The following is an 18,997-nucleotide window of genomic DNA, read 5'->3' on the forward strand; positions in this document are numbered from 1 at the left end:
GCGGCCGTCATAGTGATTGATCCCGTCCCGGTCGAACCTGCGAACCCCATCATGCCGCCCCTTCGCTCACTAACACTTTCACGCGAGGGGAACACCGGCGAAGGGATGACCGAGCAGCCCCCCGGGGCCTGCACACCCGCCCACAAACGGCGCTGATGAGCGAAACTGACACAACCCCCGGAACCACCAACACCTGGGAGCACACACCCGTTGAGCTTCTCCGCTGGTTGAACATCGTGGCCCGGCACGGCGCCGGCCTCAAGGCCCTACGGCCGCTGCGCGGTCGCGCTCCGCGCGAGCCTTGACCCCGACGCCTCAACCGAGCACACCCAAAACCCAGCCGGACAAGCAAAAAACAAGCCCAAGCAGACTCACCACACCCCCTTGACTCACCACCGCTCCTTCAGGGATGTCGCTCGGCGATGGGACGACCAGCGAGGAGGCGAGTCGATGAGTGACGAGGCGCGGACCGACGTCGTGGCGTGGTTCGACATCCCGGTGACCGATCTCGACCGTGCCACCGCCTTCTACGGGGCGATCCTGCAGGCCGAGCTCACCCGCTACAGCGCGCCGGGCATCGAGGGCGCGTTGTTCCCCACCACCGGGCTGAGCGGGACACTGCTCAAGGGCGAGGGCTTCGTGCCCAGCCACGCCGGCTCCGTGGTGTACCTCGACGGCGGAGACGATCTCAGCACGGTTCTGGACCGGGTCGAGGCGGCGGGCGGGACGGTGCTGCTCCCCAAGCGCGAGATCGGTGGCGGTCGCGGCTACTTCGCCTACTTCCAGGACACGGAGGGCAACCGGATCGGCCTGCACTCCGCCGGCTGAGCCCACGCTGAGCCATGTGCACACGGCTCACCGAGCCTGCTGAGTTCACCCCGACCTCGAGCCCACCGTATGGGGAGTTGTGTCACGTCGTGGCCAGCAGGGTGTGCGGCACGGTCGGGAACCGGGCGAAGTCGTGGTCGAGCGTCGCCACCGTGGCGCTGTGTTCGGCGGCGAGCGCAGCGATCACGGCGTCGGGGACGAGATCGCCGACCGCGCTGCCCTCGTCGCACAGCTGCCGAAGGAGTGTGAGGTGTCGGGGGCCGGGGTCCAGCCGCAGACAATGGGGCTGTGCGAGTACCGCATCGATGAATGCGAATGCCTCGGGACGAGGCGTCGGGACTGCGAATATCCGACGATTCGTAGCCAGGCGCAGGAACGATGCCCACACGCCGGTCGGGACACCGAAGGCCTGTTCGCGGGCAAGGACCTCGTCGAACCAGCGACGTACCGCCTGATGCTGAGGGTGGTCGTCGCGGTGCGCGGCGAGGACGACATTCACGTCGAACAGCAGCACGGGTACCTCACCGCAACGCGTCGAGCTCGACGCCGTCGTCGAGCGCCTCGTGAAGAGCCCGGCTGGAGGTCAGGTCGATACCCGGACGCGGCCCGGTGCCACCGCGGAACACGGGGACCGGTGGAGGCGCCGCGCCGGGCTCGGTATCGGTCAGCTCTCGGCGCAGCGCGGCGTCGACTATGGCTCCGAGCGTGACGCCGCGCTCGTGGGCGCGACGTTTCGCTGCAAGGAGCAGCTCGTCCGATATCGTGACCGTGGTGCGCATGATGACCAGATTAGTGCATCACCCGCATCACGGCTCGGCCGATCTCGCCCGACCAGGTGGCAGCGACGTGCAGGTTCGCTGCGGAGGTTGTGACGATGTGATGAAGTCACCGACATGTGGTTGCCCCGCACATATACCGTCGGCGGGAACTAGTCGATCAACAAGGCAGGCGGACGGGATGAACAGTGCGAGACGGCTCGTGACAGGCGGCCTCATCGGCGCGGTCCTGACTGTGCCTCTGACGGGATGCAGTGACCGTGGTGACCTGTCCATCAGCAACGACAGCCCCGACGACGTGACCGTTGTGACAGGAGACGAAGAGGTCACCGTCGACGCCGGGGGCGGAGTCGCCCTGCTCGACTACGGCTGCACGCCCGGTGATGTCACCGTCAGGTTCGCCTCGCGCCCTGAGGTAGTGCTGCCCGGGCCGGTGTGCCCGGACCAGCGGATCGTCGTCGGCGACGGTACGGCCGCCTTGGAACCCGTCCCCGCGAACGCCACCTGAGCGATCGGCGGGCGACTACCGCGGGAGGGAGCATGGCGCGGCCCTCGGCGCTCGGCCCACCTGCACCTGCTCAGCGGAGGAGCTTGGACATCCGCCGGTCGGCGAGTATCTTGCCGCCGGTCTGGCAGGTCGGGCAGTACTGCAGGGAGGAGTCCGCGAACGAGACCTCCCGCACGGTGTCCCCGCACACCGGGCAGGCCTGCCCGGCGCGGCCGTGCACCTTCATGCTGCGACGCTTGGAGTCCTTGAGCTCGGCGGCCGGGCGGCCCGACGCCTGCTCGGCGGCGGAGGCGAGCACCGCCCCGATCGCCTCGTGCAGGCGGGTGACGGCGTCGTCGTCGAAGGAGCGGCTCAGCGCGAACGGGCTCAGCCGGGCGGCGTGCAGGATCTCGTCGGAGTAGGCGTTGCCGATGCCGGCGATGACCGACTGGTCCCGCAGCAGTCCCTTGACCTGCTGGTTCTTCCCCTCCAGCAGCTCACGCAGCCGCTCGATGCTCAGGTCGGCGGGCTCGACCCCCAGCGTCGCGATCGCCGTCACCTCCTCGGGCCGGGCGACCACGTGCACGGCGAGACGCTTGCGGGTGCCCGCCTCGGTGAGGTCGAACCCGGCTCCGTCGTCGAGCCGCACGCGCAGCGCGATCGGCGAGCGGCCCGGCCGGAGCACCGTCTTCGGCACCGCGTCGTACCACCTCAGCCAGCCCGCCTTGGCCAGATGGAAGACCAGGTGGAGGTCGCCGTCGTCGGAAGTGGTCAGGTCCAGCCACTTGCCGTGCCGGGCCACGGCGGTCACGGACCGGCCGGTGAGCTCGGTGGGCGCGGGGGAGTAGGTCTTCAGCGCGCTGATCGCCCCCACCTCGACCGCTGCGACGGTGCGGCCGACGGCGCGGTCGCGCAGGAACTGGACGAGGCCCTCGACCTCCGGCATCTCCGGCACGCCACCATGGTGGCAGCACCGCGGCGCCCCCGCGTCCGGACCAGGTCCGGGACCGAGCGCGCGTCTCGGTAGGCTGGCCCGCGTGCTGATGAAGATGTCGTCCCTGTTCCTGCGGACCCTGCGAGAGGACCCGGTCGACGCCGAGGTCGCGAGCCACCGCCTCCTCGTGCGCGCCGGCTACATCCGGCGGGCCGCCCCGGGGATCTACACCTGGCTGCCGCTGGGCCTGAAGGTGCTGGCCAAGGTCGAGGCGATCGTCCGCGAGGAGATGGACGCCATCGGCGGCCAGGAGGTGCACTTCCCCGCGCTGCTGCCCCGCGAGCCGTACGAGGCCACCGGACGCTGGAGCGAGTACGGGCCGAACCTCTTCCGGCTCAAGGACCGCAAGGAGGCCGACTACCTCCTCGCGCCCACCCACGAGGAGATGTTCACCCTCCTGGTGAAGGACATGTACTCCTCCTACAAGGAGCTGCCGCTCGCGCTCTACCAGATCCAGACCAAGTACCGGGACGAGGCCAGGCCGCGTGCGGGCCTGATCCGCGGTCGCGAGTTCGTCATGAAGGACGCCTACTCCTTCGACGTCGACGACGCCGGTCTGGAGCGTTCCTACGGCCTGCAGCGTCAGGCCTACCGACGCATCTTCGAGCGCCTCGGCCTCGAGTACGTCATCGTCCGCGCCATGAGCGGGGCGATGGGCGGCTCCATGAGCGAGGAGTTCCTGCACCCGACGGCGATCGGGGAGGACACCTTCGTGCGCTCGCCGGGCGGCTACGCCGCCAACGTCGAGGCCGTGACGACGCCCGCGCCCGAGCCCGTCGACCACGCCGACCTCCCGCCGGCCGCGGTGCTCGACACCCCTGACACCCCCACCATCGACACCCTGGTCGAGGTGGCGAACCGGCTGCACCCCCGGCCCGGGCGTCCCTGGACCGCGGCGGACACCCTCAAGAACGTCGTCCTGGCGCTGACCCATCCGGACGACACCCGCGAGATCATCGTCGTCGGGCTGCCCGGGGACCGCGACGTCGACCTCAAGCGGCTGCAGGCCGCCGTCGAGCCCGCCGTCGTCGAGCCCGCCACCGAGGCGGACCTCAAGACCCGACCCGAGCTCGTCAAGGGCTACATCGGTCCCGCCGTGCTCGGCCCCAACGGCGCCCCGCGGGACGAGGCCGGCGACGGCGCCGCCGGTGCTGTCAGGTACCTCCTGGACCCGCGCGTCGCCCCGGGCACCGCCTGGGTGACGGGCGCCGACGCCGAGGGCAAGCACGTCTTCGGGCTCGTGGCCGGCCGGGACTTCACCGCCGACGGGACCATCGAGGCCGCCGAGGTGCGCGCGGGCGACCCTGCGCCGGACGGCTCCGGCCCGCTGGAGCTCGCCCGCGGCATCGAGATCGGTCACGTCTTCGCCCTCGGCCGCAAGTACGCCGAGGCGCTAGACCTGAAGGTGCTGGACGCCAACGGCAAGGCGGTCACGGTGACCATGGGCTCCTACGGCATCGGCGTCACCCGCGCGGTGGCGGCCCTGGCCGAGGCCAACAACGACGACAGGGGCCTGGTGTGGCCCATGCGGGTGGCTCCGGCCCAGGTGCACGTGCTCGCCACCGGCAAGGGCGAGGAGATCTTCGACACCGCCGAGCGGCTCTCCCGCGAGCTCGAGGCCGCCGGTGTGGAGGTGCTCTACGACGACCGGCCCAAGGTCTCCGCGGGCGTGAAGTTCGCCGACTCCGAGCTCCTCGGCATCCCGCTCAGCCTCGTCGTCGGGCGCGGCCTGGCCGACGGCGTGGTCGAGGTGCGCCGGCGGGCCAGCGGCGAACGCGAGGAGATCGCCCCCGACCTGGCGGTCGCCCGCGTGCGCGAGCTCGTCGACGAGGCGCTCGCCGGCTGAACCGCTCAGGCGGCGGCCAGGCCCGGCAGCGCGCGGAGGGTGCCGCCCCACGCCTCGACCTCGGCCGCGGCGTGCGCGGCGGCGTCCAGCAGAGCCGCGCGCGCGTCGGGCGCCGCCACGCCCAGGCTGAAGAGCCAGTGCTCGAGCAGGCGCTCCTCGGCGTCGACGGCCGCCGCCTGCTCGGCCGAGAGCCCGGCTGCCGCGTCCGGCCCCGGCAGGTCGTAGAAGCCGAGGCGGACGTCCGGCGCACCGGCGGCGACCGCCGCGTCGACGAGCGACCGGAGCTGGATCGCGCGGGTGGTCGCCCGCTCGCGCGCGGCGCCCTCGGTGCGGGCCGCGACCGTCTCGAACGCGTAGCGCGCCTGGTCCAGCACGAGGAGCGTCGGCCCGTCGACGCCGCGGGCCAGCAGGCCCTGGGGGTCCAGCGGCGCCGCCGTGCCGGCCGGCGGCTCGGTTCCCAGCACCGCGGCCAGCGCCGTGGCGGAGCGCGAGCGCGAGACGGCGACCGACGCGAGCAGGGCCGCCAGCTCGTCCGTGGGTGCCTGCAGCGCCCCGGAGCGGGCCTCGGCGGCACCGTCGGCCAGCAGCGTGAGGAGGTCTGCCGCGCCGGGCTCGGGCACGGGCGGTGTCGTGACGACGTCGCTGGTCTCGACGTCCTCCGGGGCGCCCTCGGGCCAGGCGACCCACACCCCGCCGAGGGCGCCGAGGTGCGCCCCGGCGTCGGCCGCGACCCGCTCCAGCAGCGCCGCCGTCGCCTCGTCCTCGCTCGTGATCTCCGCCACTGTCGCGGCGATCGTGGCCGCGTCCACGGCAGCCTCCTGCCGGAGCTCCTCGACGGCGTCCGGCGCCGGCTCCTCCGGCGGCGCCGAGTCCAGCCGCACCCCGCAGCCCGCCAGGACCGCGGCGGCGAGCAGCGCGACGGCCGCGCGGCGGGCGCGTCGGCCGCGGGCCCGGGCGGCGGGCCGGTCCGGAGCGGGCTGCGCCGGGACGCCGACGGCGGGTGCTGGAGTGCGCATCGCTGCCGATCCTGCCACGAGCCGCGGCGCGCGGAGGCCAGGCCCGGGTGAGTAGGGTGAGCCTGCCGAGCCCGACCCTCGTACCAGGAGCGACACCGAAGATGAGTGCCCACCGTCCCACCGACCTCGCAGCCCGGCTGCGCGGTGCGCTCGAGCCGGTCGTCGGCGGTGCGGACCTGTACCTCGAGGACGTCACCGTCGCCGCCGCCGGACGCCGCAAGGTCGTCCGCGTCGTTCTCGACCTGCCCGACGGGCCCGGCGGTGTGGACTCCGACAAGCTCGCGGACGCCTCCCGGCGGATCTCCGCGCTCCTGGATGACGTCGACCTCGTCGAGGGCGCGTACACCCTCGAGGTCTCCACCCCGGGCGCCGACCGCCGCCTCACCGAGCCGCGGCACTTCCGCCGTGCCGTGGGCCGGCTGGTGGCGCTGCGCACCACCGACGGCAGGTCGCGGACCGGCCGGCTGCGCGAGGCCGACGAGGCGGGCGTGGTGCTCGACGTCGACGGCAAGCGCGAGGAGGTCGCCCTCGCCGAGGTCGCCGACGCCCGTGTCGAGGTCGAGCTCAACCGTTCCGACCAGGCCTGAGGAGGACCAGATGGACATCGACATGACGGCCCTGCGCCTGATCGAGAGCGAGCGCGGCATCAGCCTGGACGTCCTGGTCCGGGCGATCGAGGAGGCGCTGCTGCTGGCCTACCACCGCACCCCCGGCGCGGTGGACAAGGCCCGGGTGGAGCTCGACCAGCGCACCGGCCGGGTCACCGTGCTGGCCACCGAGGTCGACGAGGAGGGCAACGAGGTCGGCGAGTTCGACGACACGCCGTCGGGCTTCGGGCGCATCGCCACCGCGACGGCTCGCTCAGTGATCGTCCAGCGGCTGCGCGACGCCGAGGACGACCAGGTGATGGGCAACTACCGGGACAAGGCCGGGGAGATCATCAGCGGCATCGTGCAGCAGGGCCGCGACCCGCGGACCGTGCTCGTCGACATCGGCGACATGGAGGCGGTGCTCCCCGCCCACGAGCAGGTGCCCACCGAGAAGTACGTCCACGGCGACCGGCTGCGCGCCTACGTCCTCGAGGTCACCCGCGGCATGAAGGGCCCTTCGGTCACCCTGTCCCGCACGCACCCCAACCTCGTGCGCAAGCTCTTCGCGCTCGAGGTGCCCGAGGTCGCCGACGGGACCGTCGAGATCGTCGCGCTCGCCCGCGAGGCGGGCCACCGCACCAAGATGGCCGTCCGCGCGACGGTGCCCGGCCTCAACGCCAAGGGCGCCTGCATCGGGCCCATGGGGCAGCGGGTGCGCGCCGTGATGGCCGAGCTCGCCGGGGAGAAGATCGACATCGTCGACTACTCCGACGACCCCGCGACGTTCGTCGCGCACGCCCTCTCGCCCTCGCGGGTCTCCAGCGTCGAGGTCGTCGACCTCGAGGGCCGGGCCGCCCGGGTGGTCGTGCCCGACTTCCAGCTCTCGCTGGCGATCGGCAAGGAGGGGCAGAACGCCCGCCTGGCCGCCCGGCTGACCGGATGGCGCATCGACATCCACTCCGACACCGAGGACGAGGCGGGCGCCGACGCGTCCGAGGTCACAGGTGTCGTCGCGGAGCCGGGGGAGCACCCCGGCGACGTGCCGGGGTAGAGTGTCCGGTGGGCACGCGCCCGGAATCCCACATGAGTCGACGCAGCAAGACACCTACGCCCTTCGCCGGGCCGGTTCGGACCTGCACGGGATGTCGCGGCCGGGCCCCGAGGTCCGCACTGGTCCGCCTCGTGCTGGACGGCGCCACGCAAGCCGTGGTGGTCGATCCGGCCCGGAGCGCTCCGGGGCGGGGCGCCTGGCTCCACCAGAGCCAGGAGTGCCTGGATCTCGCCGTGCGCCGTCGTACGCTCGGCCGGGCCCTGCGAGCAGCGGGGCCGGTGCGGCTGGACGGGGTTCAGGCGTGGTTCGACCAGCATGTCCGTCACGAGGCGTCAGATGCGCCCGGTGATCAATCATCGACGAAGAAAGCGGGTTGGAAGCCGATGGGCACCCGATGAGTACCCAGCGATGAGCTGCCAGCACTAAGAACGGTCCACCCTGTCCCGGGCGGGCCGAGACAGGAGAGTTGTGGCAAAGGTCCGCGTCCACGAGCTTGCGAAAGAGCTCGGCGTCGACAGCAAGACGGTGCTCGCGAAGCTTCGCGAGCAGGGTGAGTTCGTGAAGTCGGCATCGTCGACGATCGAGGCCCCGGTCATCCGTCGGCTGCGCGAGGCATTCCCCGCCGCCCCGGCGGAGGACTCCACGCCGAAGAAGCCCAGCGGCACGAGTGCCGCGAAGAAGAAGTCCGCCCCCACGCCCGGCCCGGCGGCCCCCGCGGCTGTCCCGGCCGCCCCGGCGGCACCCGAGGCGGCGGCCCCGGCCGCGCCTGAGGTGCCGGTCCAGGAGCCGGCTGCCGAGAAGCCGGCTGCCGAGACGCCCGCCGCCGAGAAGCCCGCCGCGACGGCACCGGCTCCCCGCGCACCGGAGGCACCGGCCCCGGCGGGGCAGGCACCCGCGGCCCGGGCGACCCCGGCCGCGCGTCCCGGCGCCCCCAAGCCCGGCGCGCGTCCCGCGCCGGCCGAGAAGCCGGCCGCCCGTCCCGGTGGCGCCCCGCGCCCCGGCTCGCCGCGGCCCGGCAACAACCCGTTCGCGCCGTCCCAGGGCATGCCCCGTCAGGGTGGCGGCCCGCGGCCGGGCAACAACCCCTTCGCCACCTCCCAGGGCATGCCCCGTCCCGGTGGCTCCGGCGGCCCCCGCCCCGGCGCCGGCGCGGGTCCGCGTCCGGGCGGGACAGGTGGTGCGGCAGGTCCGCGCCCCGCGCCGCGTCCGGGCGGCGCCCGCCCGAACCCGAACATGATGCCGGGCCAGAGCGCTGTGGCGCGTCCCGGCGCGGCCCCCGCCCGCGGTGGCGGTCGCGGCCGTCCCGGTGGCGGTCCCGGTGGTCCCGGCGGTGGCGGCGGCTTCGCCGGTCGTCCCGGTGGGGGCGGCGGCTTCGGCGGTCGCCCCGGTGGCGGTGGCCGAGGTGGCCGTGGCGGCACGCAGGGCGCCTTCGGGCGCGCCGGCGGCCGGCCCGTGCGCGGACGGAAGTCCAAGCGGGCGAAGCGCCAGGAGTTCGAGCAGCAGTCCGCGCCGTCGCTCGGCGGCGTGCAGGTCCCGCGCGGCGACGGCTCGACGGTCGTGCGCATCCGGGCCGGCGCGTCCCTGGCCGACTTCGCCGACCGCATCGACGCCAACCCCGCGTCGCTGGTGACGGTGCTGTTCCACCTCGGTGAGATGGCGACCGCCACGCAGTCCCTCGACGAGGACACCTTCGGTGCCCTCGGCGCCGAGCTCGGGTACGTCATCGAGATCGTCTCGCCGGAGGAGGAGGAGCGCGAGCTCCTCGGCAGCTTCGACATCGACCTCGAGGCCGAGGAGGCCGGCGAGACCGACGAGGACCTCAAGCCGCGGCCGCCGGTGGTGACCGTCATGGGTCACGTCGACCACGGCAAGACCAGGCTGCTCGACGCCATCCGCTCCACGGACGTCGTCGCCGGCGAGGCCGGCGGGATCACCCAGCACATCGGTGCCTACCAGGTGACCACGCAGCACGAGGAGACGGACCGTCCCATCACGTTCCTCGACACCCCCGGTCACGAGGCGTTCACCGCCATGCGTGCCCGTGGTGCCGAGGCGACGGACATCGCGATCCTCGTGGTGGCCGCTGACGACGGCGTGATGCCGCAGACCGTCGAGGCGCTCAACCACGCCCAGGCGGCCGGTGTGCCGATCGTCGTGGCCGTGAACAAGGTGGACAAGCCGGAGGCCAACCCGGCGAAGATCCGCCAGCAGCTCACCGAGTACAACCTCGTGGCCGAGGAGTACGGCGGCGACACCATGTTCGTCGACGTCTCCGCCAGGAACCGCACGGGGATCGACGAGCTGCTCGAGGCCGTCCTCCTCACCGCGGACGCGGCGCTGGACCTGCGTGCGAACCCCGACAAGGACGCACGCGGCGTCGCCATCGAGGCGAACCTCGACAAGGGCCGCGGCGCCGTCGCGACCGTGCTGGTCGAGTCCGGGACGCTGCACGTCGGCGACTCGATCGTGGCCGGGACCGCCCACGGGCGCGTGCGGGCCATGTTCGACGAGCACGGCGAGGCCCTCACCGCCGCCGGACCGGCCCGCCCGGTCCAGGTGCTCGGTCTGCAGTCGGTGCCGCGGGCCGGTGACACCTTCATCGTCGCCCCCGACGACCGCACCGCCCGGCAGATCGCCGACAAGCGGGAGGCCGCCGAGCGTGCCGCCACGCTGGCCAAGCGTCGCAAGCGCGTCAGCCTCGAGGACTTCACCAAGGCTCTCGAGGAGGGCAAGGTCGAGAACCTCAACCTCATCATCAAGGGTGACGTCTCCGGTGCCGTGGAGGCCCTGGAGGACGCGCTGCTCAAGATCGACGTGGGCGAGGAGGTCGCGCTGCGGATCATCCACCGTGGTGTGGGTGCCATCACGCAGAACGACGTCAACCTGGCGACCGTGGACAACGCGGTCATCATCGGCTTCAACGTGCGCCCCGCCGAGCGGGTCGCCGAGCTGGCCGACCGCGAGGGCGTGGACCTGAAGTTCTACTCGGTCATCTACGACGCGATCGACGACGTCGAGGCGGCGCTGAAGGGCATGCTCAAGCCCGAGTACGAGGAGGTCCAGCTCGGCACCGCGGAGATCCGCCAGGTGTTCCGGTCCTCCAAGTTCGGCAACATCGCCGGTTCGATCGTGCGCTCCGGCACGATCCGCCGCGGCACGAGCGCCCGGCTCCTGCGCGACGGCGTCGTGGTGGGCGACAAGCTCACCATCGACTCGCTGCGCCGCGAGAAGGACGACGTCACGGAGGTCCGCGAGGGCTTCGAGTGCGGTATCGGGCTCGGCGCCAAGGACATCCAGGAAGGCGATGTCATCGAGACGTTCGAGATGCGCGAGAAGCCGCGCGCCTGACGTCCTCGGCACACCTCAGGCGGCTCCGTCGGCACGGACACAGTGCCCGCGGGGCCGCCTGCGGTCCCACCACCAGCAAGGAGACTCCCCATGGCCGACGCACCCCGCGCCCGCAAGCTCGCCGAGCGCATCCAGCAGATCGTCGCCCGCATGCTCGACACCCGGATCAAGGACCCGCGGCTCGGCTTCGTCACCGTCACCGACGTGCGCGTGACCGGTGACCTGCAGAACGCGACGATCTTCTACACGGTGCTCGGCTCGGAGGAGGAGCGCTCGGCGTCGGCCGCCGCGCTCGCGTCGGCCCGGGGCCTCATCCGCTCCGAGGTCGGCAAGCAGACCGGGATCCGGCTCACGCCGAACCTGGAGTTCGTGCTCGACGCCGTGCCCGAGACCGCCGCCAGCCTCGAGGAGGCGCTGCGCGCCGCGGCCGAGCGTGACGCCGAGCTCGCCCGGCTCGCGGCCACCGCCGTGCACGCCGGCGACGCCGACCCCTACCGCCGTCCGGACGAGGTCGACGACCTCGCCGAGGACGTCGAGGACGACGAGCTTGAGGACACCCTCGCCGCGTACTCCGCCGACGAGGACGAGGCCGACGACGGGGTCACCGGCCGGTGACCCCGTCCGGGTCGCCGCGGCCCGAGGTCCCGCGCGGCGCCGTCCCGGCCGCCGACGGCCTGCTCGTGGTCGACAAGCCCCAGGGCTGGACCAGCCACGACGTGGTCGCACGCACCCGCCGGCTCGCCGCGACCAAGAAGGTCGGCCACGCCGGCACGCTGGACCCGATGGCCACCGGCGTGCTCGTCCTCGGGGTCGGGCGCGCCACCCGGCTGCTGACCTACCTCGTCGGCGCCGACAAGGAGTACACCGCCACGGTCCGCCTGGGCGGGCGCACCATGACCGACGACGCCGAGGGCGAGGCCACCTCGACCCCGGGCGCCGGCGTGCTCCTCGACGCCGCCGGCCGGGTGGACAAGGACGCGCTCGAGGCGGCGCTGGCGACCCTGCGGGGCCCGATCGACCAGGCCCCGAGCGCCGTCTCCGCCATCAAGGTCGACGGGCAGCGCTCCTACGCCCGCGTGCGGGCCGGCGAGGACGTCGTCCTGCCCACCCGGCCCATCACGATCCACCGCCTCGAGGCCACGGCCGAGCCGCGCGTCGTGACCGGCGACGGCCCGCCGCTGGTCGACCTCGACGTCGTCGTGGGCTGCTCGTCGGGCACCTACGTCCGGGCCCTGGCCCGCGACCTCGGCGACGCGCTCGGCACCGGTGGCCACCTCACGGCCCTGCGTCGCACCGGCGTCGGGCCCTTCACCCTTGCCGACGCGCGCACCCTGGACGCGCTCGCCGCCGAGGTGCGCGCGGACGCCGGCTCCGCGGACCCGCGGGGCCTGCGCGTGATGAGCCTGACCGAGGCGGCGACCGCCTGCTTCCCGGTGCGCCGCCTGGGCGCGGACGAGACCGCCGACGTCCGGGTCGGCAAGTTCCTCGCCCCGACGGCGGACGCGGCCGGTCGCCGCGGCGGTCCGGGCGCCGAGGTCGTCACCGCGGCGCTGGCGCCCGACGGTCACGTCGTGGCGCTGCTGGCCGACCGCGGCGGACGCGCCCGCCCGGTGCTGGTGCTCGACCCGGCCTGACCACCCGTCCGGCGCCGCGCGCACCCGAGATAGGGTCGTCCACGCGCAGCGCGCTCACCGTCTCAGGAGGACCCACGTGCAGGTGTGGAACGGAGCCGACCAGGTTCCCGCCGACCTCGGCCCGACCGTGGCGACCCTCGGCATCTTCGACGGCGTGCACCGCGGCCACCAGGTGGTGCTCGCCGCGACGGTCTCCGAGGCGGAGGCAGCCGGGCTGACGTCGGTGGCGGTCACCTTCGACCCGCACCCGGCCACCGTCCACCGGCCCGAGCAGGACTTCGTCCTCATCGCCTCCCTGACCGACCGGCTCGAGCGCCTCGCCTCCACCGGGCTGGACGCCGTCCTCGTCCTCGACTACACCCTCGAGTTCGCCCAGGCCACGGCCGAGGAGTTCGCGCGGCGCTACCTGGTGGAGCTCCTCGGCGCCCACCTCGTGGTGGCGGGGGAGGACCTCCGCTTCGGGCGCGCCAACGCCGGCGACCGGCACACCATGGTCGAGCTCGGACGGAGCCTGGGCTTCGGCGTCGAGATCATCGAGGACATCGCCTGCCCGGACACCGGCCGCCGCTGGTCCTCGACCTGGGTCCGCGAGCTCCTCGCCGGCGGCGACGTGGCCGGGGCCGCGCACGTCCTGGGCCGGACCCACCGCGTGCGCGGCGTCGTCGTCCACGGCTTCAAGCGCGGCCGGGCGCTGGGCTACCCGACGGCGAACCTGCGCGCCGACGACCTCGGGCTCGTCCCCGCCGACGGGGTCTACGCCGGCTGGCTCATCCGGCCCGAGCACGCCCCCGACGACGGCACCTCCAAGCGTCTGCCCGCCGCCGTCTCGATCGGGACCAACCCGACGTTCCACGGCGTCGAGCGCACCGTGGAAGCCTACGTCCTCGGCCGCACCGACCTCGACCTGTACGACGAGGAGGTCGTGGTCGAGCTCGTCGAGCGCCTGCGCCCGATGGTCGACTTCGACGGCGTCCCGGCGCTGCTGGACCAGATGGCCGACGACGTCGCCCGCACCGCCGCGATCCTCGGCGTCCCGGCGCCGGCCCGTCCCGAGGTCAGCTTCCCGAGCGGCTGACCGCAGCCGTCCTGGACTTCTCGGTGCGACCCGCAGCTGCGCCACGGTCCGCGCCGGTCCGCGCGCAGCGGCTGTGGCGAAGGCCGCTCGCGCGGGATCCTGCGCGGCTGATACTCTTCCTCTTGCCGTCAAGCCGGCCACGGATGTGTCATGCCCGGGTGAACCAGCCCCGGTGCTCCGTGCAACGACCTACAGGAGAACCAATGGCCCTCGCTGCCGACGTCAAGCAGTCCATCATCGCTGAGTACGCCACCCACGAGGGTGACACCGGTTCGCCGGAGGTCCAGGCGGCGCTGCTCACCCAGCGCATCAAGGACCTCACCGAGCACTTCAAGACGCACAAGCACGACCACCACTCGCGCCGCGGCCTGATGCTCCTCATCGGCCAGCGCAAGCGCCTGCTCGGCTACCTCCAGGCGGAGGACATCGAGCGCTACCGCAGCCTCATCGCGCGGCTCGGCCTGCGCCGCTGAACCAAGGACCGGTCCGGACCCTCGGGTCCGGGCCGGTCGTGCATGTGCGGTTCGCCGGCCAGGCCCCGGACCGCCAGAACAACTGAACACCCACACCAACCCCGCACCGAGATGCACGACCGGTCCTCGGTAGTGGCCCCCGGAACGTCGGCCAGCGCCGGCCTCCGTGAGCCTCGATCGATGACCGCCGGGCCGACGGTGCGCCACGAACCAAGAGGAGGGCACCCATGGAGGGTCCCGAGATCAAGTTCGCCGAAGCCACGATCGACAACGGCAAGTTCGGCACCCGTACCGTCCGCTTCGAGACGGGGCGGCTGGCCCGTCAGGCCGCCGGCTCCGCCGTCGCCTACCTGGACGAGGAGACGATGGTGCTCTCGGCCACCACGGCCGGCAAGCACCCCAAGGAGCACTTCGACTTCTTCCCGCTGACCGTGGACGTCGAGGAGCGCCAGTACGCCGCGGGCAAGATCCCCGGCTCGTTCTTCCGCCGCGAGGGCCGCCCCTCGACCGAGGCGATCCTGGCCTGCCGCCTGATCGACCGCCCGCTGCGCCCGTCCTTCGTCAAGGGCCTGCGCAACGAGGTCCAGGTCGTCGAGACGGTCCTGGCCATCCACCCCGACGACTCCTACGACGTCCTGGCGATCAACGCCGCCTCGATGTCCACTCAGATCTCCGGCCTGCCGTTCTCCGGCCCGATCGGCGGCACCCGCATCGCGCTCATCGACGACCAGTGGGTCGCCTTCCCGCGCTACAGCGAGATCGAGAAGGCCGTGTTCTCCATGGTCGTGGCCGGCCGCGTGGTGGGCGACGACGTCGCCATCATGATGGTCGAGGCCGAGGCCACCGACAACGCCTGGACGCTCATCAAGGAGCACGGCGCCACCGCCCCCACCGAGGAGGTCGTGGCCCAGGGCCTCGAGGCCGCCAAGGTCTTCATCAAGGCGCTGTGCGACGCGCAGTCCGAGCTGGCCGCCACCACGTCCAAGCCGACGGCGGAGTTCCCCCGCTTCCTGGACTACCAGGACGACGTGTACGAGGCCGTCGAGGCCCACGTGCGCGACGAGCTCGCCCAGGCCATCACGATCGTCGGCAAGCAGGAGCGCGAGACCCGCCTGGAGGAGATCCGCCACGCGATGCTCGAGAAGCTCGGCGAGCAGTTCGCCGAGCGCGAGAAGGAGCTCTCCGCCGCGTACCGCTCCGCCACCAAGTCCGCCGTGCGTCGTCGCGTCCTGACCGACGGCGTGCGCATGGACGGCCGCGGCCTGAAGGACATCCGGACCCTCTCCGCCGAGGTCGAGGTCCTGCCCCGCGTGCACGGCTCGGCGCTCTTCGAGCGCGGCGAGACCCAGATCATGGGCGTCACCACGCTGAACATGCTCCGGATGGAGCAGCAGCTCGACACCCTGAGCCCGGTGACGCGCAAGCGCTACATGCACAACTACAACTTCCCGCCCTACTCGACCGGTGAGACCGGCCGCGTGGGCTCGCCCAAGCGCCGCGAGATCGGCCACGGCGCCCTGGCCGAGCGTGCGCTCGTGCCCGTGCTGCCCACCCGCGAGGAGTTCCCGTACGCGATCCGTCAGGTCTCCGAGGCCCTCGGCTCCAACGGCTCCACGTCGATGGGCTCGGTCTGCGCCTCGACCCTGTCGATGCTCAACGCCGGCGTGCCGCTGCGCGCGCCCGTCGCGGGCATCGCCATGGGCCTGATGTCCGACACCGTGGACGGTGAGACCCGCTTCGCGGCGCTCACCGACATCCTCGGTGCGGAGGACGCCTTCGGCGACATGGACTTCAAGGTGGCCGGAACCCGCGAGTTCGTCACCGCGATCCAGCTCGACACCAAGCTCGACGGCCTGCCCGCCTCGGTGCTCACCGGTGCGCTGACCCAGGCCCGCGACGCGCGCCTGTACATCCTCGACGTGATGAACGAGGCCATCGACACCCCGGACGAGATGGCTCCGACCGCCCCGCGCGTCATCACCGTCAAGGTCCCCGTGGACAAGATCGGCGAGGTCATCGGGCCCAAGGGCAAGATGATCAACCAGATCCAGGAGGACACCGGCGCCGACATCTCCATCGAGGACGACGGCACCGTCTACATCGGCGCCACCGACGGTCCGTCCGCCGAGGCGGCCCGCCAGGCCGTCAACGCGATCGCCAACCCGACGATGCCCGAGGTCGGCGAGCGGTTCGTCGGCACGGTCGTCAAGACCACCTCCTTCGGTGCGTTCGTCTCCCTCAGCCCGGGCAAGGACGGCCTGCTGCACATCTCGCAGATCCGTCGCCTGGTGGGCGGCAAGCGTGTGGAGAACGTCGAGGACGTCCTCGGCGTCGGCCAGAAGGTCCAGGTCGAGCTCGCCGAGATCGACCCGCGCGGCAAGCTCTCCCTGCACGCGGTCGTCGAGGACGAGGAGGGCGGCGAGGCCGCTGCCGAGTCCGAGGAGCGCCCCGCGCGCGAGGAGCGCGAGGAGCGTCGTGAGGGTGGCCGCGACGGCGGTCGCCGTCGTGAGCGCACCCGCACCCGCAAGGGCGGCTCGGACGAGGGCGACGCCGCCGCCGGGGCCGACGCCTGAGGATGCCGCATTCGCTGAACCTGGGCCCGGCCGGCGCCCCGGGCACCGAGATCCGAACCGAGCAGGACGGCAGCGTCATCCGGCGCTCCGTCCTGCCCGGCGGGATCCGGGTCCTGACCGAGGCGATGCCGGCCCAGCGCTCGACGGCGGTGGGCGCCTGGGTGGCCGTCGGCTCGCGTGACGAGTCCGACGGCCACCACGGGTCCACCCACTTCCTCGAGCACCTGCTGTTCAAGGGCACCCCCAGCCGGTCCGCGCTGGACATCGCCGAGGCGTTCGACGCCGTCGGCGGCGAGGCCAACGCGGCCACCGGCAAGGAGCACACCGCGTACTACGCCCGGGTGCTCGACGTCGACCTGCCCATGGCCGTCGACGTCATCCTCGACATGGTCACCTCCTCCGTCATCGACGCCGACGAGCTCGAGACCGAGCGCGGCGTGATCCTCGAGGAGCTCGCGATGAATGACGACGACCCGGTCGACGTCGCCCACGAGCGCTTCACCCGCGCCGTGCTCGGCGAGCACCCCCTCGGCCGCCCCATCGGCGGCACCCCGGAGACCATCCGGGCCGTACCGCGCGACGCGGTCCTCGCGCACTACCGCGAGACCTACGTCCCCAGCGAGCTGGTGGTGACGGCCGCCGGCAGCGTGGACCACGACGAGCTGTGCGCACGCGTCCTCGAGGGCGTGCGGCGCGGCGGCTGGCAGCTCGAGGCCGACGGCGTCCCGGCCGAGCGCCGGATCGGCGCCGTCCAGGCACGCGCCCGTGGCGTCACGGTGCCCGGCTCGGGTGCCGTCGTCGTCCCCGGCCCCGAGTCCGCGCTGCTGCCGTCGACGGGCTCCGCCCTGACCGTCAACCGTCCCACCGAGCAGGCCAACGTGCTGCTCGGCGGACCGGGGATCGCCGCAGGTGACGACCGCCGCTACATCCTCTCGGTCCTGACGACGGTCCTCGGCGGCGGGATGAGCTCGCGCCTGTTCCAGGAGGTCCGTGAGAAGCGTGGCCTCGCCTACTCGACCTACGCCTTCGCGTCCTCCTACGCCGAGGCGGGCACCTTCGGGCTGTACGCCGGCTGTGCGCCCGGCAACGTCCCCCAGGTGGTCGAGCTGCTGAGGGCCGAGTGGGGACGTCTCGCCACCGACGGCATCACCGTCGAGGAGCTCGAGCGCGGCGTCGGCCAGCTCCGCGGCAACATGGTGCTCGGCCTCGAGGACAACGGCTCACGCATGTCCCGCCTCGGGCGTGCCGAGATCGTCCACGGCGAGCTGACCAGCCTCGACGAGCTCATCGCCCGCATCTCCGAGGTGACCGCGGAGCAGGTGCGCGAGCTCGCCGCCGAGCTCGCGGCGGCGCCGCGCTCGCTCGTGGTCGTCGGGCCGTTCCAGGACGACGTCGCCGGCGCGCTGCTGAGCGCCTGAGCCGGGCCGCGGCCACGGGGGGCCGGGCCGGCCGTCTACGGCACGTCACGGCTACGGAGCCGAGCCGGCCGACTGCGACACGTCGCGGCTACGTGGGCTGAGCCCGCTGTGTGCGACACGTCACGGCTACGGAGCCGAGCCGGCCCACTGCGACACGTCGCGGCTACTGGGACCGGGCCGGCCGTCTGCGACGCGTCGCGACGAGTTCGCTCGGATGGTCGCTATAGCAGCCAGATCAGCGACCTCGGCGTCCCTCGAGACGGCGGCCGGTCAGCGCGGCAGGACGACGTCGAGCCACTCCGTCAGGGCCGACCGGAGCGACGGGAGGTCCTGGCTGAGTGAGTGGTCGCCCTCGACGACCACCACCGTCCGGCCAGGTCCACCGGGCGGCATGCCGAAGGGGTCCTTCGCGCCCTGCACCACGAGCGTCGGGACGCCCGCGCCGTCGAGCTCGGGCAGCCGGCTGGGCCTTTCCGCCCTGCCCGGCGGCTGCAGTGGGAACGCGAGGCACACGACCGCGACGGCGCCCACGGCGCCAGCCGTGCGGCACGCGACCCGCGCCCCCGACGAGCGGCCCCCGGTGACCAGCGGCAGACCCGCGAACGGGCCCGGGGTCAGGTGCCCGGCCACCGCCGTCCACGCGGCGTCGAGCTGGCGCGCCGGAGCCGGGGCGCGCCGGCCGGCCACGCGGTAGGGCTGTTCCACGAGCGCGACCGAGATCCCGAGCGCCTCGGCGACCTGCGCCGTCGCGACGAGGTCCTTCGCCCCCACGCCGCCCCCTGCGCCGTGGCCGAGCATCAGCGCGGCCCGGGCGCCCGTCACCTCGGTCAGATGTGCCCGTGCCGGCCCGTGCGGCGTGCTCAGCTCGACGGTACGGGCGTCCATGGG

General features: G+C 73.2%; 18 protein-coding genes. 13 read left to right on the forward strand and 5 right to left on the reverse strand.

Annotated features, from left to right (window positions below; all coding sequences use genetic code 11):
- The first annotated feature begins 450 nt into the window (after positions 1-450).
- Entirely contained in the window at positions 451-828 is a 378-nt protein-coding gene (locus tag GD748_RS17315) for a VOC family protein (protein WP_152196500.1), read from the forward strand.
- A gap of 82 nt (positions 829-910) precedes the next feature.
- On the opposite strand, the gene GD748_RS17320 is transcribed toward GD748_RS17315, so the two are convergent.
- The gene (locus tag GD748_RS17320) at positions 911-1,342 is read right to left on the reverse strand and encodes a type II toxin-antitoxin system VapC family toxin (protein WP_152196501.1); all 432 of its coding nucleotides are present in this window, start codon (positions 1,340-1,342) and stop codon (positions 911-913) included.
- A gap of 7 nt (positions 1,343-1,349) precedes the next feature.
- A complete protein-coding gene (locus tag GD748_RS17325; RefSeq protein WP_152196502.1) occupies positions 1,350-1,607 on the reverse strand; it encodes an antitoxin in 258 nt (85 codons plus the stop codon).
- On the opposite strand from GD748_RS17325, the gene GD748_RS17330 reads away from it, so the two are divergent.
- Complete coding sequence (locus GD748_RS17330) at positions 1,600-2,112, forward strand: hypothetical protein (protein ID WP_152196503.1); 513 nt, start codon at positions 1,600-1,602, stop codon at positions 2,110-2,112. The two genes, GD748_RS17325 and GD748_RS17330, sit on opposite strands and share 8 nt — an antisense overlap.
- Positions 2,113-2,182: 70 nt before the next feature.
- On the opposite strand, the gene GD748_RS17335 is transcribed toward GD748_RS17330, so the two are convergent.
- On the reverse strand, positions 2,183-3,046 hold the full coding sequence (locus GD748_RS17335; RefSeq protein ID WP_152196504.1) for an Fpg/Nei family DNA glycosylase: 864 nt from the start codon (positions 3,044-3,046) through the stop codon (positions 2,183-2,185).
- Positions 3,047-3,128: 82 nt separating this feature from the next.
- Here GD748_RS17335 and GD748_RS17340 point away from each other — a divergent pair, with 82 nt between their 5' ends.
- Positions 3,129-4,931 carry a proline--tRNA ligase gene (locus GD748_RS17340; protein ID WP_152196505.1) on the forward strand — a complete coding sequence of 601 codons (1,803 nt, stop codon included), beginning with the start codon at positions 3,129-3,131 and terminating at the stop codon, positions 4,929-4,931.
- A 5-nt stretch (positions 4,932-4,936) separates the two neighbouring features.
- Here the strand turns inward: GD748_RS17340 and GD748_RS17345 are convergent, their stop codons facing one another.
- Positions 4,937-5,947: a DUF4439 domain-containing protein gene (locus GD748_RS17345; protein ID WP_152196506.1), complete on the reverse strand. Its 1,011-nt coding sequence runs from the start codon at positions 5,945-5,947 to the stop codon at positions 4,937-4,939.
- A 101-nt stretch (positions 5,948-6,048) separates the two neighbouring features.
- Between GD748_RS17345 and GD748_RS17350 the strand changes: the two genes are divergently transcribed.
- From GD748_RS17350 to GD748_RS17400, 10 genes are all read left to right on the forward strand, one after another.
- Positions 6,049-6,534, forward strand: a complete 486-nt coding sequence (locus GD748_RS17350) for a ribosome maturation factor RimP (protein ID WP_152196507.1) — start codon at positions 6,049-6,051, stop codon at positions 6,532-6,534.
- Positions 6,535-6,544: 10 nt separating this feature from the next.
- Positions 6,545-7,588 carry a transcription termination factor NusA gene (gene nusA, locus GD748_RS17355; protein WP_152196508.1) on the forward strand — a complete coding sequence of 348 codons (1,044 nt, stop codon included), beginning with the start codon at positions 6,545-6,547 and terminating at the stop codon, positions 7,586-7,588.
- Positions 7,589-7,620: 32 nt separating this feature from the next.
- On the forward strand, positions 7,621-7,986 hold the full coding sequence (locus GD748_RS17360) for a YlxR family protein (RefSeq protein WP_152196509.1): 366 nt from the start codon (positions 7,621-7,623) through the stop codon (positions 7,984-7,986).
- A 70-nt stretch (positions 7,987-8,056) separates the two neighbouring features.
- A complete protein-coding gene (gene infB, locus GD748_RS17370) occupies positions 8,057-10,936 on the forward strand; it encodes a translation initiation factor IF-2 (RefSeq protein ID WP_152196510.1) in 2,880 nt (959 codons plus the stop codon).
- 90 nt (positions 10,937-11,026) lie between these two features.
- Entirely contained in the window at positions 11,027-11,551 is a 525-nt protein-coding gene (rbfA, locus tag GD748_RS17375) for a 30S ribosome-binding factor RbfA (RefSeq protein ID WP_152196511.1), read from the forward strand.
- Positions 11,548-12,570: a tRNA pseudouridine(55) synthase TruB gene (gene truB / locus GD748_RS17380; RefSeq protein WP_152196512.1), complete on the forward strand. Its 1,023-nt coding sequence runs from the start codon at positions 11,548-11,550 to the stop codon at positions 12,568-12,570. The genes rbfA and truB overlap by 4 nt, the downstream gene beginning before the upstream one ends.
- A 76-nt stretch (positions 12,571-12,646) precedes the next feature.
- Positions 12,647-13,645, forward strand: coding sequence for a bifunctional riboflavin kinase/FAD synthetase (locus tag GD748_RS17385; RefSeq protein WP_152196513.1), 999 nt, complete (start codon positions 12,647-12,649; stop codon positions 13,643-13,645).
- A 203-nt stretch (positions 13,646-13,848) separates the two neighbouring features.
- Positions 13,849-14,118, forward strand: a complete 270-nt coding sequence (gene rpsO, locus GD748_RS17390) for a 30S ribosomal protein S15 (RefSeq protein WP_152196514.1) — start codon at positions 13,849-13,851, stop codon at positions 14,116-14,118.
- A gap of 227 nt (positions 14,119-14,345) precedes the next feature.
- A complete protein-coding gene (locus tag GD748_RS17395; protein WP_152196515.1) occupies positions 14,346-16,691 on the forward strand; it encodes a polyribonucleotide nucleotidyltransferase in 2,346 nt (781 codons plus the stop codon).
- Positions 16,692-16,693: 2 nt separating this feature from the next.
- Positions 16,694-18,109 (forward strand): M16 family metallopeptidase, encoded by a 1,416-nt coding sequence (locus tag GD748_RS17400; RefSeq protein ID WP_152196516.1) that lies wholly within the window; start codon positions 16,694-16,696, stop codon positions 18,107-18,109.
- Between the two features lie 270 nt (positions 18,110-18,379).
- On the opposite strand, the gene GD748_RS17405 is transcribed toward GD748_RS17400, so the two are convergent.
- Positions 18,380-18,994 carry an alpha/beta hydrolase family protein gene (locus tag GD748_RS17405; protein WP_152196517.1) on the reverse strand — a complete coding sequence of 205 codons (615 nt, stop codon included), beginning with the start codon at positions 18,992-18,994 and terminating at the stop codon, positions 18,380-18,382.
- Positions 18,995-18,997 lie beyond the last annotated feature (3 nt).

It is taken from the genome of Georgenia subflava (assembly GCF_009193155.1).
Taxonomy (GTDB): Bacteria; Actinomycetota; Actinomycetes; order Actinomycetales; family Actinomycetaceae; genus Georgenia; species Georgenia subflava.

Bases quoted from the DNA above. Each gene is read 5' to 3' on its own strand.
- GD748_RS17325 (WP_152196502.1), bottom strand. From the start codon at position 1,607: ATGCGCACCACGGTCACGATATCGGACGAGCTGCTCCTTGCAGCGAAA.
- rpsO (WP_152196514.1), top strand. From the start codon at position 13,849: ATGGCCCTCGCTGCCGACGTCAAGCAGTCCATCATCGCTGAGTACGCC.
- GD748_RS17350 (WP_152196507.1), top strand. From the start codon at position 6,049: ATGAGTGCCCACCGTCCCACCGACCTCGCAGCCCGGCTGCGCGGTGCG.
- GD748_RS17345 (WP_152196506.1), bottom strand. From the start codon at position 5,947: ATGCGCACTCCAGCACCCGCCGTCGGCGTCCCGGCGCAGCCCGCTCCG.
- GD748_RS17405 (WP_152196517.1), bottom strand. From the start codon at position 18,994: ATGGACGCCCGTACCGTCGAGCTGAGCACGCCGCACGGGCCGGCACGG.
- GD748_RS17400 (WP_152196516.1), top strand. From the start codon at position 16,694: ATGCCGCATTCGCTGAACCTGGGCCCGGCCGGCGCCCCGGGCACCGAG.
- rbfA (WP_152196511.1), top strand. From the start codon at position 11,027: ATGGCCGACGCACCCCGCGCCCGCAAGCTCGCCGAGCGCATCCAGCAG.
- GD748_RS17395 (WP_152196515.1), top strand. From the start codon at position 14,346: ATGGAGGGTCCCGAGATCAAGTTCGCCGAAGCCACGATCGACAACGGC.
- GD748_RS17360 (WP_152196509.1), top strand. From the start codon at position 7,621: ATGAGTCGACGCAGCAAGACACCTACGCCCTTCGCCGGGCCGGTTCGG.
- nusA (WP_152196508.1), top strand. From the start codon at position 6,545: ATGGACATCGACATGACGGCCCTGCGCCTGATCGAGAGCGAGCGCGGC.
- GD748_RS17315 (WP_152196500.1), top strand. From the start codon at position 451: ATGAGTGACGAGGCGCGGACCGACGTCGTGGCGTGGTTCGACATCCCG.